The organism is Coleofasciculus sp. G2-EDA-02 (assembly GCF_040226375.1).
Taxonomy (GTDB): Bacteria; Cyanobacteriota; Cyanobacteriia; order Cyanobacteriales; family Coleofasciculaceae; genus Coleofasciculus.
The window spans coordinates 49423-67811 of sequence record NZ_JAVKEW010000169.1; the positions used below are offsets into that span (position 1 = coordinate 49423).

At 45.5% G+C, this 18389-nt stretch carries 17 protein-coding genes; 7 read left to right on the forward strand and 10 right to left on the reverse strand.

Annotation, left to right across the window (positions count from 1 at the left end):
- Nucleotides 1-52: 52 nt before the first annotated feature.
- The 5 genes from kdpC to RLO19_RS20310 all read left to right on the forward strand — a co-directional run bounded on the left by kdpC (nt 53) and on the right by RLO19_RS20310 (nt 4975).
- Nucleotides 53-631, forward strand: a complete 579-nt coding sequence (gene kdpC / locus RLO19_RS20290) for a K(+)-transporting ATPase subunit C (RefSeq protein WP_446359243.1) — start codon at nt 53-55, stop codon at nt 629-631.
- A gap of 284 nt (nt 632-915) precedes the next feature.
- Nucleotides 916-1260 (forward strand): hypothetical protein, encoded by a 345-nt coding sequence (locus RLO19_RS20295; protein WP_446359244.1) that lies wholly within the window; start codon nt 916-918, stop codon nt 1258-1260.
- Nucleotides 1261-1298: 38 nt separating this feature from the next.
- Nucleotides 1299-3329, forward strand: a complete 2031-nt coding sequence (locus RLO19_RS20300; protein ID WP_446359245.1) for a cation:proton antiporter domain-containing protein — start codon at nt 1299-1301, stop codon at nt 3327-3329.
- Between the two features lie 25 nt (nt 3330-3354).
- On the forward strand, nt 3355-4479 hold the full coding sequence (locus tag RLO19_RS20305) for a sensor histidine kinase KdpD (RefSeq protein WP_446359246.1): 1125 nt from the start codon (nt 3355-3357) through the stop codon (nt 4477-4479).
- A gap of 295 nt (nt 4480-4774) precedes the next feature.
- Nucleotides 4775-4975, forward strand: a complete 201-nt coding sequence (locus RLO19_RS20310; RefSeq protein ID WP_446336071.1) for a hypothetical protein — start codon at nt 4775-4777, stop codon at nt 4973-4975.
- A gap of 272 nt (nt 4976-5247) precedes the next feature.
- Here RLO19_RS20310 and RLO19_RS20315 read toward each other — a convergent pair whose 3' ends face one another.
- From RLO19_RS20315 to RLO19_RS20355, 9 genes are all read right to left on the reverse strand, one after another.
- Nucleotides 5248-5877 carry a pentapeptide repeat-containing protein gene (locus tag RLO19_RS20315; protein ID WP_446338669.1) on the reverse strand — a complete coding sequence of 210 codons (630 nt, stop codon included), beginning with the start codon at nt 5875-5877 and terminating at the stop codon, nt 5248-5250.
- A gap of 253 nt (nt 5878-6130) precedes the next feature.
- Nucleotides 6131-7423 (reverse strand): recombinase family protein, encoded by a 1293-nt coding sequence (locus tag RLO19_RS20320; protein ID WP_446359259.1) that lies wholly within the window; start codon nt 7421-7423, stop codon nt 6131-6133.
- A gap of 143 nt (nt 7424-7566) precedes the next feature.
- Entirely contained in the window at nt 7567-7929 is a 363-nt protein-coding gene (locus tag RLO19_RS20325; protein ID WP_446359247.1) for a VOC family protein, read from the reverse strand.
- Nucleotides 7930-8132: 203 nt separating this feature from the next.
- The gene (locus tag RLO19_RS20330; protein ID WP_446359248.1) at nt 8133-8714 is read right to left on the reverse strand and encodes a Uma2 family endonuclease; all 582 of its coding nucleotides are present in this window, start codon (nt 8712-8714) and stop codon (nt 8133-8135) included.
- Between the two features lie 100 nt (nt 8715-8814).
- On the reverse strand, nt 8815-10125 hold the full coding sequence (locus RLO19_RS20335; protein ID WP_446359249.1) for a serine/threonine protein kinase: 1311 nt from the start codon (nt 10123-10125) through the stop codon (nt 8815-8817).
- A 298-nt stretch (nt 10126-10423) separates the two neighbouring features.
- Nucleotides 10424-12055: a vWA domain-containing protein gene (locus tag RLO19_RS20340; RefSeq protein ID WP_446359250.1), complete on the reverse strand. Its 1632-nt coding sequence runs from the start codon at nt 12053-12055 to the stop codon at nt 10424-10426.
- A gap of 473 nt (nt 12056-12528) precedes the next feature.
- Nucleotides 12529-13449 carry an SPFH domain-containing protein gene (locus RLO19_RS20345; protein WP_446359251.1) on the reverse strand — a complete coding sequence of 307 codons (921 nt, stop codon included), beginning with the start codon at nt 13447-13449 and terminating at the stop codon, nt 12529-12531.
- Between the two features lie 146 nt (nt 13450-13595).
- Nucleotides 13596-13871, reverse strand: a complete 276-nt coding sequence (locus RLO19_RS20350) for a hypothetical protein (protein ID WP_446359252.1) — start codon at nt 13869-13871, stop codon at nt 13596-13598.
- 305 nt (nt 13872-14176) lie between these two features.
- Nucleotides 14177-14347: a hypothetical protein gene (locus tag RLO19_RS20355; protein ID WP_446359253.1), complete on the reverse strand. Its 171-nt coding sequence runs from the start codon at nt 14345-14347 to the stop codon at nt 14177-14179.
- 290 nt (nt 14348-14637) lie between these two features.
- Between RLO19_RS20355 and RLO19_RS20360 the strand changes: the two genes are divergently transcribed.
- On the forward strand, nt 14638-15246 hold the full coding sequence (locus tag RLO19_RS20360) for a cupin (RefSeq protein WP_446359260.1): 609 nt from the start codon (nt 14638-14640) through the stop codon (nt 15244-15246).
- Between the two features lie 282 nt (nt 15247-15528).
- Here RLO19_RS20360 and RLO19_RS20365 read toward each other — a convergent pair whose 3' ends face one another.
- Nucleotides 15529-15654, reverse strand: coding sequence for a hypothetical protein (locus RLO19_RS20365; RefSeq protein WP_446359254.1), 126 nt, complete (start codon nt 15652-15654; stop codon nt 15529-15531).
- On the opposite strand from RLO19_RS20365, the gene priA reads away from it, so the two are divergent.
- A complete protein-coding gene (priA, locus tag RLO19_RS20370) occupies nt 15653-18148 on the forward strand; it encodes a primosomal protein N' (protein ID WP_446359255.1) in 2496 nt (831 codons plus the stop codon). The two genes, RLO19_RS20365 and priA, sit on opposite strands and share 2 nt — an antisense overlap.
- Nucleotides 18149-18389: the final 241 nt, after the last annotated feature.

The window sequence follows — 18389 nt, forward strand, 5'->3', positions numbered from 1 at the left end:
TCTTGCTCCCTTAACCTACCCTACCTGCACTACCCATTCATCATTCAAAACCATGTCTGTCATTCGAGAAACCATTACCGGAATTCGTGCCACATTAGTTTTGTGGATTTTGACCGCCCTAATTTATCCCTTTTTGATGATTTTTATCGGTCAGGTGTTTTTTCCCTATCAAGCCAATGGCAGTTTGATTACCAATAACCAAGGACAAGTCATCGGTTCAGCGTTGATTGGTCAATCCTTCTCCTCTGAACAATACTTCTGGAGTCGCCCCAGCACCGTAAACTACTCTGAAGGAGAAGATGCGGCACCAACTGGTGTTTCTGGTGCGAGTAATTTAGCACCCAGTAATCCAGAATTAATCATCCGAATTCAGGAAACCATTGATCAACTTCAGGAAGCAGGAATTGAGCCGACGGCTGATTTAGTTTATGCCTCTGGTTCGGGTTTAGATCCGCATATTAGCATTGAGGCAGCCAGAAGACAAATTGAACGGATTTCACAGGCACGTTCCCTAGAAACCAATCAAGTCGAGACTCTCATTCGTCAATATACAGACGGTCGATTTCTCGGCATTTTTGGTGAACCCGGAGTGAATGTTTTAAGGCTGAATTTGGCACTTGATGCGCTGTAACGGGTTAACGATAACCTAAGTTAATTCAGTGACATTCTTCCTCAATGAGTTGTGACTAAGTAAGTAGTCGAACCCAAAAAAGGGTAGACTCATTAAGTTTTGCCAACTGCCCTCAAACCCTTACTATATGTTGGGGGAATTACAGGAAATTAAAGGCGAGTTATTGGAAGCGTTAAAAAATTACCGAGTCGCTCTAGACCTTGACCCCACCTCCAAATCGGCACAAGCGAACCTCACACGAGCCACACAATCACCTAAAAGGCGTTTTCCGTTGAGGTAAAGCCATGCGGAAGTTAATTTTATTTTTGACCACTTCGTTTATTGTCAGAGTTCTAATTTGGATTCCGCTGCGGTTTCTATTTCTCAGGCTCTTTGGATTCTACGTCGGGAGTTATCTGTTTAACTTTTTTGGAGGTCTTCTATTTCTCTATTTTTTAGAGCGGCTTTTTGTCCTTTTCCAAGAAGATGATGGGCGAGGTATAATTGGTGTGTTTATCCCGGAATGGATAGAAGAACCTGTTGCTAAGATGTTTTGGCAAATCACTCGACCTGTGCGAAAACAATGGTTTATTTATAAACACGGCTATTCTCCACAGGTTAAACGTACAAAAAAACCCGTCCAAAACTAAATTGTTGGTTACTTGTAAAATAGACATCCCTAAGTAGAATGCACCTACTAACTTATCTAGCTCAAGTCTTACCCGGACCGATTACTGACCCCGTAGCCGTTTTTCTCACCATTTTGGCGATTATGTTAGTCGCTCCCCTGCTATTTGAGCGACTGCAACTCCCTGGTATTGTCGGGTTAATCCTGGCTGGTGTGGTGGTTGGACCCCATGTTCTGGGTCTGCTGGAACGCGACAGTACAATTGTTCTATTAGGAACCGTCGGGTTGCTATTTTTGATGTTCATGGCGGGGTTGGAAACCAGCCTAAATGACCTTAAAGACAATGCTAGTAAAGCCGTTATTTTCGGGTTAACTACCTTTACTGTGCCGATGGTGCTGGGGACATTTGCCATGTTGGTGTTGGGATATGGCGTCTTAGCCGGAATACTGGTAGCCTCCTGCTTCGCGTCTCATACCCTCCTAGCATTACCCCTGTTGAACAAGCTGGGAATTATGCGAACTCAGGCTGTAACCGCGACTCTGGGAGCCACTTTAATCACGAATGTATTGGCATTATTAGTATTAGCCGTTGTCCTCAAAGCCTATGACGGAACACTCACCCTCAGTTTTTGGTTATTTCTGATTCCAGCGCTTTGTATTTATACATTTGCCACCCTCTGGGGCGTTCCTAAAATCGGTCGCTGGTTTTTCCGACGGTTTGGACATGACGAAGGTGCAGAATTTATCTTTGTTCTGGCGACGTTATTTGTCATTTCTTATCTGGCAGGCTTGATTGAAATTGAACCCATTATTGGTGCATTTTTAGCGGGAATTGCCCTAACTCCACTAATTCCCCAACTGAGTCCTTTGATGAATCGGATTCAGTTTATTGGCAACACCTTATTTGTGCCATTTTTTCTGATTTCTGTAGGAATGCTGATTAACCCCATGGTGTTAATCCAGCAACCAAAATCTATTTTAATTGCTGCTGTCATTGTTGTCGTTGAAGTCATCAGTAAATTTCTGGCGGCTTGGGGAACAGGGAAGTGGTTTGGCTTTCGATTTCCCAGCATCATGGTCATGTTTGGTTTGTCCATGGCTCAAGCCGCTTCCACCCTAGCCGCGATTACAGTTGCCTATGATGTCGAACTGGTTGATGAGTTAACCGTTAATGGCATTATTGCCATGATCCTAGTTACTTGTATTGCTTCGCCCTGGATCACTGAGCGCTGGGGTAAGAAAGTCGAAACTGTCCAAACTGTCTCAGTTGAAACCGAAAGTCCTCAGCGATTGGGCAAGCGCGTTCTGGTACCCGTAGCGAATCCCAACACTGAAGATAACCTGCTGCAATTGGCATTAATTTTAGCAAAAACTGCTCAAGGAACATTACTGCCACTTCATGTTATTTCCGATAAATATAAACCTGTAACTCCCCAAGCGAAGATGCTACAAACCCAGCTCTTAGCCACAGCAGAAGCCATCGCTCATGCCGCCGTAACTCAGGTGGAGTCAATTGGTCGAGTGGATGATGCAATTGACAGAGGAATTACCCGCACAGCATCAGAACGTGATGCCAGTCTGATTATTTGTGGGTGGAAAGGATACTCAACCACGCGCGAGAATTTTTTTGGCAGTGTTATCGATAATGTAATCCAGCGCTCCCCTGTCCCCGTATTAATTAGTCGGTTTTCCCAACCGATTGAAAATACCCGACGAGTTCTTTTAGCCGCAGACGCTCAAACTACGTCATCGGCTACATTTAAACAAACCGTAGAAGTCGCTGATAATTTAGCCAAAGAACTCAAAGCAACGCTCCAACTTGTGGTAGTTGCGACTCACTCGAAACCGTTCAACCTACAGCCAGAATCAGTTGGGTTAAGTATCGATACTCCACTAATGCAAGTGCGGGGAAATTTTGTCAAAAAAGTTTCGCGCCTGCTGCAAAGGGATGATTTGCTAATTTTAATGGCACACACGGATTCTACTCGTTTATTAAGTTTGCCAGGGCAACTAATGGAACCCGAGGCGATCGCACGAACTCATCCCGATACCTCGATGATTGTGGTTCACTTCCCGAAGACTATTTTATAAGTTAATTTCTACTTTTTGATCCGCGATGATTAGTAAAGACGAACTCACCCATTTATCCGCTTCCCCTGAATCTTCCGAACCCCCTACACGCCGTCGCGGAAAACACCGTTTGTATGTCGGTATGGCACCGGGCGTGGGTAAAACCTATCGAATGTTACAAGAAGCACATCAACTTAGAGAAGAAGGAATTGATGTTGTTATTGGGTTATTAGAAACTCACGGACGCCAAGAGACAGCAGAAGCCGCTGAGGGACTAGAAATGGTTCCCCGTTTATCTATATGTCGAGGAAACACAACGCTCACAGAAATGGACACCAATGCGATTCTGGCGCGTCAACCGCAACTGGTGTTAGTTGATGAACTCGCCCATACGAATATAAAGGGTTTGCCTAGGGAAAAACGTTATCAAGATGTTGAAGTTATTTTAGATGCCGGGATTGATGTTTTTTCTACCGTTAATATCCAACATTTAGAAAGTCTCAATGATTTAGTTGCCAAAATTACCGGGGTTGTCGTGCGAGAACGGATACCCGATCGCCTCTTGGATGAAGCTGACGAAGTGGTTATCGTTGATGTCACGCCAGAAACCTTAGAAGAACGATTAATCGAAGGGAAAATTTACGCCCCTGAAAAAATAGAACAATCTCTACAGAATTTCTTCCAACGCCGAAACTTACTCGCCTTGCGAGAATTGGCACTGCGGGAAGTGGCTGACAACCTAGAAGCCACCGCTGAAAAGTCTACCTTAACAGGCAAGTTTTACAGCGTTCACGAACGGGTGTTAGTTTCTGTATCAACCTATCCTAATTCAGCTCAACTGCTGCGACGGGGGGCACGGTTAGCGACTATCATGCGAGCGCGTTTATATGGATTGTTTGTGGCTCACCCTGAACAGTTTCTCACCAAAGATGAAAGCCTCTATATAGAAATGTGTGAGCATTTTTGTCAGGAATTTGGGGGTGAATTTTTACACGTCACCAGCACCAATATTCCCAAGGCGATCGCGAAAGTAGCACATAACTACCACATTACTCAAGTTGTGGTGGGACAAACTCATAAATCCCGATGGCAGTTAGCGTTACGAGGTTCTCCTGTGAAGCAGTTGCTGCGATATCTCAAGGATGTTGACTTGCACATCATTGCCACCTAGACTAATTGGAGTTCCCTACCTGCGACAAGCACCCACCGCTTGCACTTATTCAGCCGTCCCTTACTGTGAGAGTGTAAGTCCCCTGCGCTCAAGCCAGACAATAGTGGTTGTGGCTAAATTAGAGAAGGATGATAAAATCCAGGTTTGCCTTCATCCTTGCTGTTTTTCCTGGCAAATCCTCAGCCAGAGGGAACATTCAAGTCTCGTTTTAGCTCATAATTTTAGTATGGAGAGAAAAATATCTCCTTAATCTGTACTGCGATATCATCGACCTTTTGTAGAACAAAGCACTGCCATGGTTCAATACTCCATTAGTGCCACGAACAATCCCAACAAGCCGATCAAACTGTGTATCTGGGAACCGGCTGTGCTGAGTGACTCTCGGGTTCGACCCTTTCAGTTTAAAGCGAATTATACTTGTGAGACTCTACCAGAAGCCATGGAGATTCTCCGACAAGTTGAGGCTCAATCCCAGTCATACGAGGCAGTCGCCTAATCAAACAAAGTGGAATAGAATCGTCGGGTGGGCATGAGAGCATGTCATCTTTGTCGCCATCGTTAGGCTGTTGGGTAACGCTTACGCTCTACCCAACCTACAAGAATTTTGTGCAGAACTGACATGATCCTACAGGATATGCGATCGCGCCTTTTTTCTGGTATACTCTTTGCATAGTCTTCAAGTTTTCGAGCATAGTCGTTTTGCCAATTAGTCTAAAGGCTGGTGGGCGATGCCCACCCTACAGATCCCAGACTAGGGATGCCTTGCCTCTACTGATGCATTTTGCCATCTGGCAAAACAGCGCCTGTGAGTATGGCGGCTTTAAAGTTAGCCCCCATGACAATTGCCCCTCGCAGATCAGCAACCATCAAAATTGCCTTGGATACATCAGCACGAATCAAACAGGCTTGACTGAGATCAGCGCCCCTCATATCCGCCCCTTGCAAGATTGCCCCAATTAAATCTGCATTCTTTAAGCTTGCCCAATGTAAAATAGCTTGGTGCAGCATTGCGCCGTGTAAATCAGCTTGATAAAGACAGGCTTGGGCAAGATTGGCAAACATCAAACTTGCTTCCCGCAGGTGCGCTCCCGTCAAATTAGCCCGTTTTAAGTTGCATTCAATCAACGTGGCTCTGACTAACTCAGCCGCCGTTAAATTGGCATCGTTCAGTTCAGCTTTGCTTAAATTAGCGACGCTTAAGTTGGCTTGACTCAGATTGGCTTCGCTCAGGTTCGCTCCTTTCAAACTAGCGCCACTGAGATTAGCACCGCTCAAGTCGCTGTGTCTCAGATTCGCTCCATTGAGAATTGCTTCAGTCAGATAGGCTCCCCGGAGTTCAACTCCCTCAAAATCTCGCTCTCCGGCAGCATAACCCTTTAGCAATTCAGCAGCATCCATAAAAATTCCCAGGTCTTAGCCTCTCGCTAACGTCCTAATTCATCAGTGATTTGAGGCAGTTGCACCTGGTCGGGATGGGATTATCCTTGATTTACCCCCTATGAATAGAGTAATCAGGATAACTCACCTTAGTAATGATACGCACCCAAGTTAGATACTATATCGTATTTTTGACACTCCTCCGGAACATCTGGTGACGTATCGTTGGGAAATTGGTTGTCAAGCAATCCTCATATAATTTAATCTTTGTCAACTAGAAGATAAAAATAAGTTGAAGCCGCCACTGTTTACCCTGACGAATGAGTTCGACTTGCCGAATAAATTCTCGAAAATAAAATCGGCGCTCAGATTCCGATAAATCTGACCAGAATTGGGGAATGGATACGGTTTGTGCGATCGCGCCTAAATTCACAGGGGGCAGGGAGGCAAGCTGGGAAAGGAGTTGAGACTGTTCGGTGCGGAGTTTATAGGCGCGTAGCTGGGCGGTTTCGGTATCCAGGACACCGGTTGCGGTTAAGTGGTTAAGCTGGTCTAATACCGCTTTTTTCTCAGTAATCTGGCTGATTAGAGATTTTTTGACATCATCCAAGTTGGGCAGGTTCATCCCAGCTACGGCACGGGGCAATTCTTGACAAATGGATTGAATTGTGGTTTCTAAAACCTGTTGATAGGGAATACCACGACATTTAGGGCGCTTGGGACAGTTAACCGGACGCAGGTAAACATATTCCCAGTTCTGGCGGGGGCGAGTGACGTTGGTGACACTCATCTGAGATTGACACTCACCACAGACGACTAAACCGGCTAAGGAACGGGGGGCGCTGGCTGTTCGAGAGGGGAGACGACGGTTGCGACGCAGCAGACGGTCAATTTGGGCGGCTTCTTCGCGGTTGAGAATCGGGCTATGGGTGTCACAGAGAACTTCTCCGTTGCGATAGGCGAGATCACCCCGATAGACGGGGCTGGTTAGCCAACGTTTACCTGTTGCCACTGAGACTTTTTTACTATACTTTTTTTCCAGATACCGCACCGCACCGCGTAATGAGCCGTACAGCAGAAATTGGTCAAAAAAATCTTTGACTAAAGGGGCGGTACTGCGATCCAAAATATAGCGGTCTTTGCCCCGTCGATAGCCGTAGGGGGCTTTTCCCGGTGGAGGTAAGGCGTTGAGACGATTACGGGCATGTCCTTGACGCAGGCGGCGAGAACTGGCTTCTTGCTGGACTTCACTGAGAAGTTTGAGTAAGTTGGTTTGGGAGTTGGTGTCATGGGAGGAGTAGGATTGTTCAGTCGCTATGACAATGACACCTAGGGCTTGGATTTGAGTGAGGCGATCGCTCACTTGTGTAATAGAATCGCCCAGTTCCTCTAAACGGCGGATCAGCAAATAATCAGCCGATTCAGTTTGACAATCAGCGATGAGTTGTCGCCACTGTTGACGCCCACCCAAGTCTTGATAGACGTAATCCACCTCCCAACCCCAGATCACTGGATCAGGAGGAGATTCTAAGAGGGGATCGCTGTAGAGGTAGGCGACGATTCGCATTTTTGACCCTTCGCAACGCTTTTCGGACATGGTTTGTAGGGGCGGGTTTCACGACTCTCGTTTCTGATCTAGCCCAGATGTAACTAAACCCGCCCTGACTGAGGGCAAGAGTTTAATGATGACGAATGACAAAGGATAAATGGCTAAACTTGACTGAGTTCAATAATGTTACCATCGGGATCTTGGGTGAACAAAGCCGCACGACCCGATGCACTCATTTGGATCGGGCAGTTATGTTCCAATAGCTTGGTTTTAGCGTCATCTAAGTTAGCAATCGAGAAGGCGACGTGAGGATTGCGTCCCCATTTTTCGGGGTTTTGCCGGTGAGTTGAAAGCGTAGTGTCAACGATGAGGTGGAGTTGAACATCGCCAATCTGATACCAGACACCTACATATTTTAGCGATCGCTCGACTTTCGATAACCCTAAGATGTTGCCATAAAAGTTTTCGGCGTCCTCCAGGTTAGAGACGAGAATGGCTGTATGAAGACATTGGGTAATTTGCATGACGAGTTAGCTGTTGAATGCGATTCTAGCTTTCATTGTGCCGGATAGATGGGTGAATGCCATTATGTTTGAGTCAGTTTGGACGAAGGGCGGGTTTTGCCTTTGAAGTTATCCTTAGATACCACAATTAAACGGCTAAACCCGCCCCTACAACTGACATGCCATGGTATGTCTCTACCTATTGCGATCGCTAAATCTAGTTACTAGACCGAAGCGAGCGCACTCATAAACTCCCTGATTGCCTGAACATGGTTGGGAATCATAATGCACCGAGTCAATAACGCAATATCAAGTCCAGAAAGGAGTTCAGAACGCGAAATCTGTTCATATTCTTGCTCTCGTAGCGCATATAAAGACAGTTTATCCTTTTCCCAGAACCAGACTTCAGAAATTCTTAAACGTTTGTAGGCTTTAAGTTTGTCAATACCACCACTGGTAATAACAATTTCAATCACTAAGTCTGGCTGGTTTCGGTTAGTCCCTAATTCGTAAGACTTATCTGCTTCCCGTCTCACTTTACCAATTTCACTTTCTAAAGTTAAAGATTCTGTGGGCGTAAAATCAATTCCCACCGCCATCATATACGCTTCTACCAAAGCACCGATACGTCCTTTTGTCGTTTCATGTTTTCTTCCAGGCATTTTCTGAATCTCTAGCACCCCATCCAAAAATGATAGCCGAACACCTGGAACATCAAGCATTGGCTCTAAAGTTTTAAACTGCTCCCAGGTCAACCCTGGAAAGAGCAACGGTTCATATAATCTTTCTTCTACTGTTATTGTCATGGGTAAGTTTTCTCCATGTTACTGACACTTTTGGCTGTTGTAACGTGCGCCCTTTACCAACCTGCGCCCGGAAAACTGGTTGGGTGAGGTTATGTTGATTCTATCGCGTAAAATCATCAGGTATAATCGCACCTGTGAGATCCGTGCTCTCAAGCTGAGTATCTGTCAGGTTTGCCGCCGTTAAATCAGCGTCTCTTAAGTAAGCGCCCCTAAGATCTGCATCAATCAAATTTGCCTCTGTCAAATTTGCATTCTCTAAATTAGCACTTTGCAAATTCGCGCCTTGGAGGTTAGCTTCACTCAGATTAGCCTCTCTCAAATCAACTGTTCTCAGATCCATTTCCCTCAAATCAGCGCCACTCAAATTACATCCAGCACATGCACCCGTTTGCTGCAATTGCTGTATTTCAGGTAGAGACGCGCCATGGCGCGTCTCTACTAACTGCACAGGATTGGTAATCCGAGACGCGATCGCGAAACCTGTACCGATTACCGCCAATACCCCCAGTTTCAATACCAACATTGGCGTAATGCCAGACTGGAGTAACTGAAACTGATCCGAAGTTGGCGAATTCCCCACCACATCAATCGGTAACAATTCCGCCAGCGCCGTCGCCGCATTAGGGAAGCGATCGCTCAATTTAGGGGCGACCATTTTATCCAGCCAAGTGATAAACTGAGGATTCAAACCCGATACCAGAGATTTATAGTTAATTCGACAGTCCTCATCCATTAAATTGCCAATATCAGCGGATTTCGTCTGAGTTAGTAAACAAATCAATGTTACCCCTAAACCATATAAATCAGACGCTTCCGTGAGTTGCCGATTAAACATCTGTTCCGGTGGCATAAATCCTAACGTCCCCTTCACCACACTACTCGCCGCCAAATCATCCCCAAAAGCACGCGCTAAACCAAAATCGACTAAATAAACCCTAATCTGGGGGGAACGCTCGACTAAAATATTTTCCGGCTTAATATCTCGATGGATAATCGGCGGAACTTGCTGTTGTAGGTAAACCAACACCTCCAAGAGTGCGATCGCAATTTGTTTAACTTCCTCTGGGGTAAAGGATTGGGGAACGGCTAAAGAGGGGGCTTGCTTGTATTCCTGAATTAAGCAAAAACCATCAGGAGTTTCAAACGCATCCATGTACTGAGGGATACTGGGACAATCCAATTGTTGCAGCAGGGTAATTTCCCGTTCATGTGCCTCAAAATCTGACCAATTCGCACCCGTTTTGGCAAATTGAAATTGTTTAATCACCACAGGTTGTTCTGTGGAGTGATGAGTGGCTAAATACGTTACTCGTCCACTACTACGGTTGTGTCCCAACTCTCGCTGAATCTGATAGCCTTGCTGGGAAAATTCGGGAAAATTGTTACTTGAGTTTTGAATAATAGAATTCATGGCAATAATCAATTTATTTCTTAGGTTTTGATAAAAGTTGGATCAGATTGAACTTTGAAGGGAAGTATATCACCTTTAATTCTCTTGTAGGGGCACCATCCTTGCGCCCTTACAATGTACTTAGAGCTAAATTATTAGCAAAATCAGTCCGTTTGAGTCGAGGGCGACCCGATATTATTGAGTAGATTTCAATTGTTAGTTTGTGCAGCGGATCGCCCCGAGGAGGATTCCAATTTTTGGTTTAGGCTAGCGGCTCATTTACTTGTTTCCTACACCCCACCCATTCAGCCGATTGTCTCTACAGCGATTTTGCCTGCTTCACTAACCGAATAAACTCGGCTCGGTATCCATCTAAATCTGCTCCCTGAGATTGACTAGCAAGCTGTAAAACGTGATCAAAATTTCCATCGCCTTTGTACTGAGACTTTCTCAATACCATACCAAATTCAGCAACAGATGCCGAGAATTTAAAGTTATCCGAAGCTTGTGCTAAGGTTAATTCCTGATCCAACACGGGTGATATAATCAGTTGAGATGTATCCTGACCCGGCTGCTTATACCGTAACTTCACCTGCATTAAGTCATTCGCCGAAAACGACATGGATTCATCGGTTTTCTGTTGAGAGGTGACGAGATCAACATCCGATAACGGCACATCACTTTTCACTCCCAGGGGAATAATTTCATAGAGGGCGGTAACGGAATGACCAGCGCCTAATTCACCCGCGTCTTTTTTATCATCCTGAAACGCTTCATTTTGCAGCCGCCGATTTTCATAACCAATCAGCCGATACCCTTGGACTTTTTCCGGGTTAAATCCCACCTGAATTTTCACATCCTTGGCAATGGTAAGTAAAGTTCCGCCGACTTCATTAACCAGGACTTTATTCGCTTCCAGGATATTGTCGATGTAAGCATAATTGCCATTGCCTTTATTGGCAATTTTTTCCATCTTGGCATCTTGGAGATTGCCTGTGCCAAATCCCAGCACGGTAAGGAAAACACCTTGTTCTCGTTTCTCTTCAATCAGGCTGACTAATTGTTCATCGCTAGAAATACCGACATTAAAATCCCCATCTGTGGCGAGAATGACACGGTTATTACCAGATTCGATAAAATTCTCTTGAGCCAGTTTATACGCTAGCTTGATTCCCTCACCTCCAGCCGTTGAACCCCCGGCTTCGAGTTTATTAATCGCTGCTAGTATGGTGTCTTTTTGGTTTCCAGGTGTTGGCGGTAGCACAGTTCCTGCCGCCCCCGCATAGACAACGATACTAACCTGATCTTCGTCTCGCAATTGGTCAACGAGTAACCGTAATGATTCTTTAAGTAAGGGGAGTTTATTGGCGTCCGACATGGAACCGGAAACATCTAACAAAAAGACCAGATTACTGGTAGGTAAATTTTCAGTGGAAATGCTTTTCCCTTGCAAGCCAATGTGAACTAATTTGTGTTTCGGATTCCAAGGTGCTTCGGCAACTTCTGTAGTGATAGAAAAGGGTTTATCGGCTTCCGGTTGCGGATAATCGTAAGTAAAATAGTTAATTAATTCTTCAAGCCGCACCGCATCGGGTGGTGGAAGCTGACCCTCATTGATAAAGCGCCGCATGTTACTATAAGAGGCGGCATCGACATCAATGGAGAAGGTAGAGAGAGGATTACTGCTAGCGTTTAAAAAGGGATTTTCCGGGATGGTACTATAGGTTTCTCGGTTAGATTCTTCGGGAACTTGAGGATTAAGGGTATCGGCTTGCGGTGCTAATTTAGTTTCTGGGGGAGGAGCTACCTCTGGCGAGACTTGAATTTGAGCCTTATTGCTAAGAGATTCAGATGTAGAATAGCCTCCATCCTCCCCTTCGCAAGCAACAGTAAGCGCTCCCAATATAGCCGCTAGTCCTAAAGTTGCGATCGCTCTATGTATAGTTTTCATGATTTCCCCTTACAACTGATATTTAGTCGGTTGGATAAAAAACTTAATTGCTAACTATTAGTTTCTGTAACTCCCTAGTTTTACTATCAGTGTTTGTGATACAACCCATGGTTGCCAAAACTGTAACGGTAGTATTGAATTAGAAGCGAAGCCTATCTCGTTCTAATATCAATAGGATCGTTGCGTCAGTTTGGCTTGCTAGAAGGATTACAGCTCTTAATTATGTAGCATATCCTATTTATCTCTCACGGCTTCCCTACTTATGCAAGTTAGTCAAGTGTCCTAGAATACCGATTCACTTACAAGGGGATTGGACGAAGGGTAGTAAGGCTTGCGATCGCGCCAGAGTTGGGGTGTCTCTTTTGATTACAGCGCTTTTGGTAGTAAGCGAGGTACACAGATCCCCGACTTCTTTAAGAAGTCGGGGATCTTGCTTAGATAGACTGTACTTCATTCACAGGACAAATGACGAATCACTTATTCGCTGTACTAGCCGACGGTAGCGAATGACCCGCATTCGGATCAAAGGAAGGAAATGGTGCAGTTCCACCTAAATATGTGGGTAAAATTCCATCCCATTTCTTAATCATTTCCTCTTGCAATTCTAACTCCCGCAAACGAATCGTTAAAGGTGAAACCGTTGAGGCTTTAATCCGAGAGGCTTCGGCTTCTCCCCTCGCTTCGGCAATTTTTCGCTTGGATTCGGCTTCGGCAACTTCAAGTTGTGCTTTGGCGGCTACGGCTTGCTGTTCAGCTTGGAAACGAGCCGTTATTTGGGCTTCAATGGATTCATCAAATCGAGGCTTACTGACAAAACCTATCGAATCAAACGTCACACCAACCGGACTAAACTTATTATTTAAGCAAGTTTGGACATCTTTGAGTAATTGTGCCTGCTTGTTTCCCACAATTTCTTCAGGTTTCAAGCCAGTGGCTGACTCGTTAAAGCAATTACGGGTTTCGCTGCGAACTAAGGTGGCTTTAAACTGTTCCGGCTCTTTCAGATACTTCCCGTAAAAGTCTTTAATTTTCTGGGTGTTGAAAAAATACGACAGGGAGACATCAGCATTAACTGTTGTACCACCAACACCAAAGCTGATGCTTTCATCAACTGGAGAGCCTTCTTCCGTTGAAGCCGTTAAGATATAATACTGAACGTGGTCTGGAAAAACGACAATTTCTTCAGTATAGCCATTATACCAAACCTTACCTGTACTAATCGTCGCATTTTGTACTCCACGATTTTCACCATAAAGCTCGACTTTTAGTCCGACATAGCCAGCAGGTATTCGCTTGACGCTGGTTCCAGGAACAGCACCACAACCCGATGCAATAATTGCTAAAGCAACCGTTATTCCAGTAAGTTTTGAGAAACGAAGGAGTAGATTTTTCATGGTCTTAACTTCCTGGCTAAAACTATCGAAACTGTAACTAATATTTGACAAAAAATTCCGGTGATTACAGAAAATATTGGGTAAAAAATATTTTCTGTGTCCCTACATATCGTGCAACTGATGAAGAGATAAAACTAATATTTTCTTCAGTTTACATCCAAAAGTTCAACCAAGGAAACATCACAATCAGGAAAAGCGTCTTTTATCTGCTTGTGTCGGACTTGAGCATTATGAAGTCTCGCGGTGACATGACTGACAGAAGCTCCCGGTACAATGAGTAATCCGACGATGTAATAACTTACGCCCAACCAAACTTTTTGGTCACTGGGAGAACTAACGAGGTTGGCGGCATTACCTAAAAGCCAAAAACAGAAAATAAGTTCGATAGTTCCTACTGCCATCCATTTTGTCAGGGTTTTCATGAGTTTTGAGGGAGATCATCAATTCTGGTATGAGAATGAAGTAACAGCGGCTAGGCTGTATTCTTGAACAACCAAAAACAATGTTTAATTTAATTCTTATCCCAATTATCTCTACTCAGTCATACACAACGAAGGCATGTGTATGAACACTCACAAGTCGGTGTTGCATCCACAGACGTGTATCGGTAGAAGTCACGCGAAAAAAATAGGGGCAATTCATGAATTGCTCCTACAGATGGTGATTTAATGGTAAGGCAAGGTTTTCTTCGCGCCTTTGTAATAGAAGTTGTCAATCTACAGGCTGATTAATTCGTCTTACTCGCACAAGGATTTTCTTTACCTGCACAAGGATTCGCTTGAGTTTCAGTCGCACCTTCAGGCTTGGGTTTGGCGGCACAGGGGTTCCCACAGCCCGTTGCTAACCCCAGACTTAGAATAGAGGCAATGGTGAGTGTGGCAATGTAGTTAATTTTCATTCTCTTCTGGCTTCTGTGATACAAGGATGGCTACGTCATCGCCCGGAAGTTTGCCGAGGCTTAGGTAATACTTAATCCTAAGAAGCTTAAGTTACCCTTAGAAACAGCTTGGGATTTGCTGAGACTGTAGTCAAAGATGGCTTGTCAGATTAGGGGGGGTTTAGGACAAACTTAGATTTTCTCAGGAAAAACTCAGGTTTTGTCTGAATTAATTTGTCAAAATTGACAGTATGGTGAAACCTGAACAAAAAATAATTGCCGCTGATTATACTCTAGTTGTAAAATAAATGATGGAAAGTAGCGATTGGTTGGTAACAGATAATGGAGATTGTCTAGGCTGTAAGGTTCAGGAGAGTGAAACATCTACAGGGTACTATAGACTTTATCGCTTTCTAACCGATGTAGAAGATGTTCTGGAAACTATCAAGGATGATCGCCAACGCCTAGAAAAAATTCGCCCGTTAGTCCGCCGTTTACTGACAAGTTCCTATTGGCTACAAGGTGAATATCGCGAGCCCAATCCCGATACAGGGTGGTCTGTCCTGATGCTTTATGATGAGCCAAAATTTCCCTTAACCGTACAGACTGTAGTTTGGTTACCTGGACGAGTCTCTCCGATTCATAATCATGCTGCTTGGGGAGTTGTAGCATTGATCAGTGGTGAAGAAAAAAATACATTTTGGCGACGGACTAGGGATTCAGAAGGTCGCGATCGCATCGAAAACAGAGGTGAACAGGTTCTAGTTCCTGGCGATATTATCAGCTTTATGCCGGATGCGATTCACCATGTAGAAGCGATGGGAGAGGAACCAACAATTACCTTTAATCTTTATGGAGAAACAGATTATCAGCAGCGATTTGAGTTCGATCCGATTACCCACACAGCGAAAAACTTCTAATCTGGCGTGGCACAGCTAAAATAGTGGCATGGATTTGACGGTTAAATCAGGCGCAAGCAACCTATTGTAGGGGTACGGCATTGCCGTGCCCCTGCTTTGTGCCTTTTGCTATACAATGTACGTTCTCTAAAATTTGGCTAGGTGATTATCGATGAAACCACCAAGTTCTAATGGTGTCGTGCTTAGGGAGGATTTCTGGATTGACCCCATTCACAGGAGGACAGGAGTCCCGATCAAGAGATAAGTTTTCCCAATAACTGATGTTAGCATTTATCTTTGAAGTTAATGAGTCAGAGTCAAACCGATTAAATACCGTGGTTTTGGAGTCGCGATCGCAAAGAAGTCACCCGCTACCATCATCGATATTCCCCCAGTCGCCGTGAACAGAATTGAGAGGTTATTCGCCATGTCTAATTCCCCGACAAGTTTAATTGTGGCAGAACCGAAAGCAACCTATCAATCCGGTGATGATCAGAATCGCTGGGTGGAGACGCTGGTGGATTGTCCGGGACTCGAGGGACTGTTGACGTACCGCATCCCAGCTGAGGTGTCCGTTAAACCGGGGGATATTCTGACAGTTCCATTGAATAGCCAACAGGTGGGTGCAATAGCGATTCGCTTACTGGCTTCTCCCCCTGCTGATGTGCCATTGGCGAAAATCCGGGAGGTGGAGGATGTGATCGGTACGGGGTTTTTTGAGAACTCCTATTGGCGAGTATTGGAACGAGTGGCGCAGTATTATTGCACACCTCTGATATCTGTGGTTCGGGGGGCGTTACCGCCGGGATTGTTGATGCGATCGCAACGGCGAGTTCGTTTGCATCGAGAGGCGGTTCCCGATGGTGCAGATACGTTTGTCGGTCGAACAGCGCGTCAGATTTTAGCACTCCTAGACGCCCAACCGGAAGGGGATTACAGTGTCGCGTATCTACAACGCCAGGTAAAAGGGGCGCGGCGCGGGGTGAAGGAGTTACTCAAACGCGGCTGGGTGGAAAGTTATTTGAAACCGCCTCAACCTTCACGCCCCAAGCTAAAGAAAGCCGTCACCCTAGTCGCAGATCGCTTTGACGCTGATTTAACCGAACGCCAACGGGAAGTGCTAGATGTACTGCGGCGTCGGGGTGGGGATATGTGGCTCAAGGAGTTGTTGCAAATCTGTCATGCTACGTATTCTATTGTCAACAAGCTGGCAGAAAAAGGGTATGTGGTGGTTGAGTTGCGGGAAATTCTCCGGACACTGGATCAGCCAAATGTGGCAGATGATCGCCCTAAAGTATTGACAGAGGCACAAACTCATGCATTAAAAACGATTCAAAGTTTGGATGAGTATAACCAAGTGCTATTGCATGGGGTAACGGGTTCTGGGAAAACCGAAGTTTATCTGCAAGCGATCGCGCCGTTGTTAAGGGCGGGAAAATCTGCCCTGGTGTTAGTTCCAGAGATCGGTCTAACGCCTCAACTCACCGACCGATTTCGCGCCCGCTTTGGCAAAAAAGTGAATGTGTATCACAGTGGGTTATCTGATGGGGAACGTTATGATACCTGGCGACAAGTCTTAAGTGGAGAACCCCAGGTCGTTATCGGTACGCGATCGGCAGTTTTTGTCCCCTTACCCAAATTGGGTCTAATTATATTAGATGAAGAACACGACTCCAGTTTCAAGCAAGACAGTCTTTCTCCTACCTATCATGCCCGTACCGTCGCCCAGTGGCGGGCGGAATTGGAAAATTGTCCTCTAGTTTTGGGTTCAGCGACTCCTTCATTAGAAACCTGGGTGTCTGTCAAGGGTCAACCCACCAATCTCGACCATAAAACCTATTATCTTTCCTTACCCGAACGCATCCAATCTCGCCCCTTACCCCCTGTGGAAATTGTGGATATGAGACAGGAGTTAAAGCAGGGGAATCGTTCAATTTTTAGCCGTTCTCTCCAAGACGGGTTACAGCAGTTGAAACAAAAGCAGCGACAAGGGATTTTATTTATTCCCCGTCGCGGACATAGTACCTTTGTCTCCTGTCGTAGTTGCGGCTATGTGATGGAATGCCCAGACTGTGACGTTTCCCTGTCCTATCATTATGCTTATGAAGGGGCGAATCAACTCTTGCGGTGTCACTATTGCAACTATACAACCGCCCATCCTAGTAATTGTCCTGAATGTGGTTCACCGTACCTCAAGTTTTTTGGTAGTGGTACTCAACGGGTGGAACAGGAGTTGGCGAAGGCGTTTCCCGATTTACGGGTGATTCGCTTTGATAGTGATACCACCCGCACCAAGGGGGCGCATCGAACCTTGTTAACTCGTTTTGTTAATGGGGAAGCGGACTTATTAGTCGGGACGCAAATGTTGACCAAGGGGTTAGATTTAGCGGGAGTAACTTTAGTCGGAGTCGTTGCTGCTGATGGATTATTACACTTATCCGATTATCGGGCAGCAGAACGAGCATTTCAAACCTTAACCCAAGTCGCCGGGCGGGCGGGGCGGGGGGATGAACCAGGTCAGGTGATTGTCCAGACTTATTCGCCTCAGCATCCGGTGATTCAGGCGGTGCAAACTCATGGGTATGAGGTGTTTACCGAGGCGGAATTAGTACAACGGAAATCGTTGAATTATCCTCCCTATGGGCATTTGATTTTGTTGCGGTTGAGTGGGTTAGAGGAGATGGTGGTTGAGAAGGCGGCGGAGGCGTTAGCGGATTGGTTGAGTCAGGCGAGTTCCGGGTATGAGATATTAGGACCGGCGCCTGCGGGGATTATGCGAATCGCCCGTCGTTATCGGTGGCAGATTTTACTCAAGTTTCCCCCAGGGGTGGCGGTAGGATTACCGGATGTGGCGGCGTTGCAGGGGATTTGTCCGCCAGATGTGAGTTTGACGATTGATGTTGATCCGCTGAATATGATGTAGGGGCTCATTTGTCCTTTGTCCTTTGTCCTTTGCAGTCCGCGTAGGCGGACTTTGTTTGTGTAGCTGCGATTTCAATCGCCCTAGCAAAAGGACTTTTAAGCTGAAGTTCCCCCAGCAAAAAAATCAAAACTGCCTCACTGTGCGGCTTTCCGCGATTTTTGAGCCGCCCTACATGGGTACAATCACTGAAACCTTGATGTAGCGTGGGTTTCAACCGATCTCTTGTCATATTGAAAAAATA